Source organism: Nocardia rhizosphaerihabitans, assembly GCF_014646295.1.
In the GTDB taxonomy this organism is placed as follows: Bacteria; Actinomycetota; Actinomycetes; order Mycobacteriales; family Mycobacteriaceae; genus Nocardia; species Nocardia rhizosphaerihabitans.
Window position 1 is genome coordinate 1 of record NZ_BMNE01000023.1, and the last position, 1,306, is coordinate 1,306.

Genomic DNA, 1,306 nt, shown 5'->3' on the forward strand with positions numbered 1-1,306 from the left:
AACCCGGACCACACGGTCTGATCGGACTCAGGCACTGCGCACTCCTACCATCGAACACCACTGCATCGCCCGAATTTCTAGCACCGCCGACGCATCGGGTCGCGCTACCCGGCGACCAGAGCTCGGGCTGTACACCCCCCGTTAACCCTGCTGCGGCGCTCGGCCCGCGTAGCGTGAGACCGAAGTCATCGCCCAACTGGCTCAACCGGTATCGAGACGGCCAACGGGAACAGGTGTGGCACGAACTACGCCAGCTGGGCAGCACGATCCTCGACTCGGACCTCGCGAGGAAGCACAACTGGTCTGTGACGAGATGGCGCTACGGGCCCGGCGCAACATCGAGGTGATCATCGATCGGCTTTCCACAGACGGCTACCAGTTCGACCCCGACGACGACCAGGCGCACGTGGTGCCGTTCATACCGGCCACGGCGGGGCAGCCGAGCATGCGAGTCGGCTTCGTGAACAGTTCGATGCTGTGCCGATGACGCTGCTGCCCTGGGTGCGGCTGGTCGGCGACGTGTGGCTGGTCGGCCGCACCCCGCTGGCCGGAGTCGTCCTCAGCTGATCCGACGGGTGGAGCGAATGGAACGACGGCCACCCTGGAACGCGGTTCGTCCTGCCGCTCGCGCCGGACAGGACCACAAGGAGAATGTCAGTGGAGGTGAGCCGTACAGGATGGCGCTTCCGGACGGATGCGTCGACGGGCTTTTCGTCGCCGAGTCGACCGTGCTGTTCGTGTCCTACCTGAACCGGGCGTTCGACAATGACGGTTTCCCATGGCCTTCCGGCTCGGACGCCCAGTGGCGGTGCGTCATGACCTCCGTAAGGACATGCTGCCCTTGTAATCCTGATTTTGCGTGAGGGTGATCGTGCCTCGTCGAGGTTGCTGGTTCCCCTTTTGCAGCAATCGTTTTCGTCGCGGCGGGCCAGGCCGAGGCGGCCAGCCGAGTATGCAGGCGGTGACGACGCCGACACCGCCGACTAGCTCGAGTCGGCGGGCCTCGACATCGCCGCGTTCGCGGTACTGCAGGAGGCGCTCGACACGATGCGACGACTGCTGGACTCGATCGACCGCGGCTACTGAAGCTCGATGCTCGAACTCTGGCGGCCTGTCTTCCTGGAACGCGGCGACAATCGCGCGGCGGGTGTGCCGCACTGGGTTAACCACAGGTGACCGGCAGGTGGTGGTGGTCGCGACCCGACGGAGGAACAGGCGCAGCCGTGGTTAGGTGTCGGCGCAGTGGTGGTGTTCGATGGTAGGAGTGCGCAGTGCCTGAGTCCGATCAGACCGTGTGGTCCGGGTT

At 65.2% G+C, this 1,306-nt stretch carries 1 protein-coding gene; it reads left to right on the top strand.

The features are described 5' to 3' along the window. The first annotated feature begins 235 nt into the window (after positions 1 to 235). Positions 236 to 487 carry a hypothetical protein gene (locus IEY60_RS35420; protein WP_189034934.1) on the top strand — a complete coding sequence of 84 codons (252 nt, stop codon included), beginning with the start codon at positions 236 to 238 and terminating at the stop codon, positions 485 to 487. Positions 488 to 1,306 lie beyond the last annotated feature (819 nt).